General features: G+C 35.4%; 5 protein-coding genes and 1 pseudogene. 1 reads left to right on the forward strand and 5 read right to left on the reverse strand.

The window, feature by feature from the left end:
* The 4 genes from tuf to rpsL all read right to left on the reverse strand — a co-directional run.
* Window positions 1-1131 (reverse strand): elongation factor Tu (gene tuf / locus Wcon_RS07560; protein WP_114517757.1); only part of this gene is annotated, 1131 nt, incomplete at its 3' end.
* A gap of 12 nt (window positions 1132-1143) precedes the next feature.
* A complete protein-coding gene (gene fusA, locus Wcon_RS07565; RefSeq protein WP_114517758.1) occupies window positions 1144-3210 on the reverse strand; it encodes an elongation factor G in 2067 nt (688 codons plus the stop codon).
* A 21-nt stretch (window positions 3211-3231) separates the two neighbouring features.
* The gene (gene rpsG, locus Wcon_RS07570; protein WP_114517759.1) at window positions 3232-3708 is read right to left on the reverse strand and encodes a 30S ribosomal protein S7; all 477 of its coding nucleotides are present in this window, start codon (window positions 3706-3708) and stop codon (window positions 3232-3234) included.
* Between the two features lie 5 nt (window positions 3709-3713).
* Window positions 3714-4088 carry a 30S ribosomal protein S12 gene (gene rpsL, locus Wcon_RS07575; RefSeq protein WP_114517760.1) on the reverse strand — a complete coding sequence of 125 codons (375 nt, stop codon included), beginning with the start codon at window positions 4086-4088 and terminating at the stop codon, window positions 3714-3716.
* Between the two features lie 427 nt (window positions 4089-4515).
* Between rpsL and prmC the strand changes: the two genes are divergently transcribed.
* On the forward strand, window positions 4516-5367 hold the full coding sequence (gene prmC / locus Wcon_RS07580; protein WP_114517761.1) for a peptide chain release factor N(5)-glutamine methyltransferase: 852 nt from the start codon (window positions 4516-4518) through the stop codon (window positions 5365-5367).
* A gap of 418 nt (window positions 5368-5785) precedes the next feature.
* Here the strand turns inward: prmC and Wcon_RS13440 are convergent.
* Window positions 5786-6726, reverse strand: a pseudogene (locus tag Wcon_RS13440) (IS5 family transposase).
* Window positions 6727-6815: the final 89 nt, after the last annotated feature.

Genomic DNA, 6815 nt, shown 5'->3' on the forward strand with positions numbered 1-6815 from the left:
ACCACCTTCTCTTATCGCAAAACGCAACCCCTTATCCATTGCTATTGGTGCTTGCAATTCTACTTCTACACTCACATTATCTCCTGGCATTACCATCTCCTTCCCATCTAGCAATTTTATGCTCCCAGTTACATCCGTTGTCCTTAAATAAAACTGTGGCTGGTAATTCGCAAAAAATGGTGTATGCCTTCCTCCTTCTTCTTTCTTCAATATATATACCTCCGCGTTAAATTTCTTATGCGGCGTTATTGTCCCCGATTTTGCTAATACTTGCCCTCTTTCCACCTCCTCTCTCTTTGTCCCCCTTAGTAATATCCCCACATTCAGCCCCGCACTCCCCTTATTCAGCAACTTCTTAAACATTTCTACACCAGTACATATCGTCTTTTGCGTCGCTTTTAGACCTATTATCTCTATCTCATCACCTGTTTTTATCTCTCCCTTTTCTATCCTTCCCGTTACTACCGTCCCACGCCCCGATATCGAAAATACATCTTCGATTGGCAATAAAAATGGTAAATCTACAGGCCTTGATGGAACCTCCACATATTCATCTAATTTTCCCATCAATTTGTCTATTGATTTCTTTCCATATTCACTGCTATCATCCTCCAGCGCCTTGAGTGCTGAACCAACTATCACAGGTACTTCATCCCCCGGAAATCCGTACTTGCTCAGCAACTCTCTCACTTCCATTTCCACTAAATCTATCATATCAGCATCAGCAACATCAGCTTTATTTATGTATACCACGATATATCCAACACCCACCTGCTTTGCCAGCAATATATGCTCTCTCGTTTGTGGCATTGGCCCATCAACCCCCGACACCACCAATATTGCTGCATCCATCTGTGCTGCACCTACTATCATATTCTTTACATAATCAGCATGCCCAGGACAATCAACGTGTGCATAATGCCTTTTTTCCGTCTGATATTCAACATGCGCTGTTGCTATTGTTATTCCCCTCTTTCTTTCTTCTGGCGCTTTATCTATTTGATCATATGCTATAAAGTTCCCGTAATGTTTTGTTATTGCCGCTGTTAACGTTGTCTTTCCATGATCCACATGTCCTATCGTTCCCACATTTACATGCGGCTTGTCAAATGCTTCTACTACTGCTGTCATAATTACTACCCTTTAATTATACTTTAACTCATCAACTACATATTGTGGCACTTGTTCATAACAAGAAAAATGCATACTATATTGAGCTCTTCCTTGAGAGATAGAACGCAAAATATTTATATAACCAAACATATTTGCAAGAGGTACAAAAGCAAGAATTATAGTACTACTATTATGCGTTTCCATACTCAAAACTTGCCCCCTTCTGCTATTTACATCACCCATTATATCACCCATATACTCTTCAGGTGTAATGATTTCAACCTTCATTATAGGCTCTAACATTTTTGGACCAGCTTTATTCGCCATCTCTTTAAAAGCACCTTTAGCAGCAAGTTCAAAAGCTAAAGGACTAGAATCAACCTCATGAAAAGCACCATCAAGAAGAATAGCCTTAAAATCAATCAATGGAAAGCCAGAAATGATACCACCTTCTTTTATCAATTCCAAACCATTTTGTACACCAGGAATATATTCCTTTGGAATTGCACCGCCTACAATTTTACTTTCAAATTGAAACCCAGAACCAGGCTCAAGAGGTTCAAATTTTATTTTAACCTTAGCAAACTGACCAGCACCACCTGATTGTTTTTTATGAGTGTAATCAATTTCAACAGATTTAGTGATAGTTTCACGATATGCAACTTGAGGTGCACCAACATTAACACCAATATTGAATTCACGCCTTAGCCTATCTATAATAATTTCAAGATGTAATTCACCCATACCTTTCAGTATAGTCTGACCGCTTTCCGCATTCACTAATATCCTTAAAGAAGGATCTTCCGCAACTAATCTATTCAAAGCAACACCTAATTTTTCCTGATCTGAAGTAGTTTTAGGTTCTATAGCAATTTCAATAACAGGCTCAGGAAATTCCATACGCTCCAATAATATAGGAAAATCAACAGAACATAAAGTATCCCCGGTGGTTGTTTTCTTTAATCCAACCAAGGCAACTATATCACCAACTTTAGCTTCGTTTATATCTTCTCTGTTATTTGCATGCATAAGCAGCATTCTACCAATCCCTTCAGTCTCATTTTTCCCTGCATTTAACACGATAGATTTAGATCTCAATTTACCAGAATAAATACGAATAAATGTCAAACTGCCTACAAATTTATCTGTCATCACTTTAAATGCAAGAGCAACGAATTTCTCCTTTTCTAAAGGTTTGATCTCAATTTTCTTTTCTGAATCTTTAGGATCAGTTCCAACAATTACATCAACATCAATAGGAGAAGGTAAAAAATCAACCACACCATCTAAAAGTGGTTGCACGCCTTTATTTTTAAAAGCTGATCCACATAATACAGGGACAAATTTTCCTTTAATGGCCCCACTTCTCACACATTTTTTCAATAAATCAACCGGCAGATCATTAGATTCAAAGTAAGTATTCATCGCCTCATCATCCATCTCAGCTGCAGCATCTAATAAAAAATTTCGATATTCTTGAGCCTTATCAAACAAATCAGAAGGAACATCTTCATAAGAAAATTTAGCGCCTAACGTTTCTTCTTGCCATATAATGGCTTTCATAGAAATGAGATCGATTATACCTTTAAAATCTTTCTCACTTCCTATTGGTAACTGAATAACTAAAGGTGCTGCACCAAGCTTCGTTTTTATCATATTGACACATCGATAAAAATTTGCCCCTATTCTATCCATTTTATTAACAAAGCAGATACGAGGAACATTATATTTATCAGCTTGACGCCAAACTGTCTCAGATTGGGGCTCAACTCCAGCAACTCCATCAAATACAGCAACTGCACCATCTAAAACCCTTAAAGATCTCTCAACTTCAATAGTAAAATCAACATGACCAGGAGTATCTATTATATTAATCCTATAATCATTCCAAAAACATGTTGTTGCAGCAGAGGTAATTGTAATACCACGCTCTTTCTCCTGCTCCATCCAATCCATAGAAGCTGCACCATCGTGCACTTCACCAATTCTATTTTGTTTACCAGTATAAAATAAAATACGCTCTGTTGTGGTAGTCTTACCAGCATCTATATGAGCCATTATCCCTATATTTCTATACCTAGATATTAAAATTTCCATATTACAATCAATCAGCTAAAATTAAAAACGAAGATAAGAAAATGCCTTATTAGCTTCAGCCATTTTATATTTTTCTTCGCACATCTTAAACGCACCACCGCATTTATTATAAGCATCTAGTATTTCAGATTGCAGACAATCAACAGTAGTTTTGCCACTCTTTTTTCGAGTAGCAGAAGCTGCTCTAGCAATCCACCTCAATGCTAAAGAAATCGCCCTCTCTTGCCGAACTTCAACAGGCACTTGATAAGTTGCACCACCAATACGTCGAGAACGCACTTCTATAGAAGGGGTAACATTTTCTACTGCTGTTTCAAAAATTGACAAAGCACCTTTGCCTATTTTCTTTTCAACTAAAGATAAAGCACTATAAGCAATTTTTTCTGCAATAGATTTTTTACCACATTTCATAATTGTGTTAATAAAACGCATAAGCAAGACACTGCCATAACGAGAATCAGGACTTGTTCTTTTTTTTGCTTTATTACGACGAGCCATAAATTTTAACCAGATTTCTTTACACCATATTTTGAACGAGCTTTCTTTCGATTTTGCACACCACGCAGATCAAGAGCACCTCTTATTATGTGATAACGCACACCTGGCAAATCTTTAACCCGCCCACCACGTATTAAAACAACAGAATGCTCTTGTAAATTATGACCTTCACCAGGTATATAAGCCGTCACTTCACCATATCCACTAATTTTTACTCTAGCTACCTTGCGTAGCGCTGAATTAGGCTTTCTAGGAGTTGTGGTATATACTTTAGTACAAACACCCCTCCTTTGAGGATTGCATTCTCCTAAAGCTGGTACCTTTTTCTTGCAGATCAATCTTGATCTACCTTTAGATATCAATTGATTTATCGTAGGCATATGTTATAAACTCAAAGCTCTCAAAATAACTAAGTCTCTAGTTATAAAATAATAAACCTCAATAGTCAATATAAAAATAAACATTATCACTCTAATAATCTCAGCCTAACTGCTTTGAAAGCTACTGATAGTCATATGCCAAAGCGCAGATTAGCTCGAATATCAAAAAATTATCGCTTCACTTGCTATAGCTAAATTAGTATGGATATAGTGTGAAGGCTACCACAGAATATGCAAAGAATATTGCTTATAACAGAACCAAGAGCTTCTCACATTAACACCAATTGAACTAACCAGGTTACTTAGTAAATCCAGATGATTTTTACAATCCTACGCTTGACACTGGGATTGAGTACAGCTATCCTAAGTTCAAAGTTTTACACTTAATTTTGCTGTTCTTAGCTAAAAGGAACACATTTTTAGAATAATGAAAACAATCAACGCTTTAATTCAGGAAGGATCGAAGCTACTATCGTCACATAGAATTGAATCATCACATTTGGATTGTGAAATCATCATGCAGCATGTACTTGGAGTAGAAAGATCATTCATAATCATGAATCACACCAATCATGTACCAAGAAACAAAGAACTTTTATTCTGGGAATTAACAAAAAAAAGAGTAGAAAAATATCCAATATCGCAAATAATAGGTAATCGTGAATTCTGGAGTAAAAATTTTATAGTTAACCAACATGTTCTAGATCCAAGGCCAGATAGTGAAACAGTAATCTCGACAGTATTAAAATATTACCCGAATAAGAAGCAAAAAATAAAAATTGCAGATTTTGGCACAGGCACAGGTTGTTTGTTGATCTCCGTGCTTAGTGAGTATGAATATGCTATTGGAGTTGGTTTTGAAAAAAGCCTGGAAGCATACAAAATTGCCTACCAGAACACAAAGAAACATAATCTTCTCAGCAGAGCTAAAATATTTCCAAATTCGTGGACAGAATGTAGAGGCTTATTTGATCTCATAATAAGCAATCCCCCATACATTAAAAGAAGTAAATTAAAAGATCTGCAAGCTGAAGTGCAAAAGGAGCCAAGAATTGCTCTTGATGGAGGTATTGACGGATTGAACTGTTACTTGAGTATTTTTCCAATATTGAGAAAGTGCCTTAAAAAAGATGGGTTTGCGATACTGGAAATAGGCGAAGATCAAAGCAATATTGACAAAATAATACCCTCGTATGGACTAGCTTTTCAAGAATACATATATGATTTGGCTGGAATGAAAAGATGCATTGTTGTAAAGCAAGGTAAAGAATATGACTAGCAGAATGCTAACTTTTTAAACCGTAGGAACAAAAACTCCTTTACAAATTTCGTTAGTTCACTTATCATGACAATAAGAGTATTTATCCTTGTTTTTAATCTCTGCAGATTTAATAACAAAATTCAGTAAAAAACTCAGGTATATATTGGCAAATTACATAAAAATTATAGCGGCTGCATGTCTTTTTTATTTTTTCTACATTCAGCCAAAACGCGCTTTAAATAAGCGTTAGCACATTATTACAACGCCAGTTTAAATTATTATAGGGTCAAACTCACTACGTGGGGATTCTTTTGCCTTTTTTGCAATTAGTAAATTTATTAATATTTATAGTTAGAGTAATTTAAGAGAGCTAGCGTGTGACACTGGGATGGCTTTGTTGCATCGCTCTTTGGATAGTAGATAATGTATAATAAATTCATGAAGCTATCTCAAATTTAGCGACGCCAATTTCAATAAATTTATTGAGTAAGTAGCATTTTATTAGCAATTCTTTTTCACGATTTACTTCGGATTTATTTCTAAAGCTAAACCCAAATGTTTGTTTTAGTCGCGAAAAAAAAACCTCAATATATGACCTCTTTCCATAATTTACTTTTTCTTTCCACTTCTTCATACCATCTTCATTATGTAATTTGATTAACCTAATAGCAGTGTTCCTATCAGACATGTAGTCTATTTTTAAATGCTCTGCTGCACAGGTTTTTGGTAGAATTTTTGCTTTTATATTATATTCTTTGCATAATTTATAAAGCTTATGCCTATCGTACGCCCTATCGGCATATAGTACTTTTACGACATGCTGAAAATCAACTTTTTTTAGCAGATCACAAGTGATCAGAGTAGACACCGTTACTGTATTTTACAGCTATGGCGTTTTTGCTATTTATATTCAACATTACATGCAATTTTCTTGTCTGTTCATAGCTGCGATACTTTCTATCTTTACTATTTTCCTTACTGTGACCAGGGGTATTATTATAAATACTGATACTTGTACTGTCTATGGCAATTTCAATATCTTCCATATTGTTTTTGTCAACTCTGCAATCATTGATCTTAATATTGAGTTTTTTAAACCTTCTTGAAGCCTGCGAATAGCTAATGACTGCTAAGCCTTTTCCTACTTGCTGCAAATATCCTTTTATAAACCCTACCGTTTGTCTTAAGCCAATTCTAAAGAGACTAGCGACTATATGCACTAAAATCACAACTTTATCACTGTAAATATTGTTGCCACCGAACACTTTTGGACCATGTTCGTACCAATTTTCTATTAATAAAATGAAAAATATTTCCTCTTTCTTGGAGAAATTTGTTATATTCATTGCAGTTACTGACTTTCATTTGCTGTGGCATATTTTTTCTTCAATGGTTAAATGGCTATTCTATAATGAATTTTGTCAGTAACTGCCAGTTCTTTTCTCTTGAGTGATGCAACAAAGCCA

It is taken from the genome of Wolbachia endosymbiont of Cylisticus convexus, assembly GCF_003344345.1.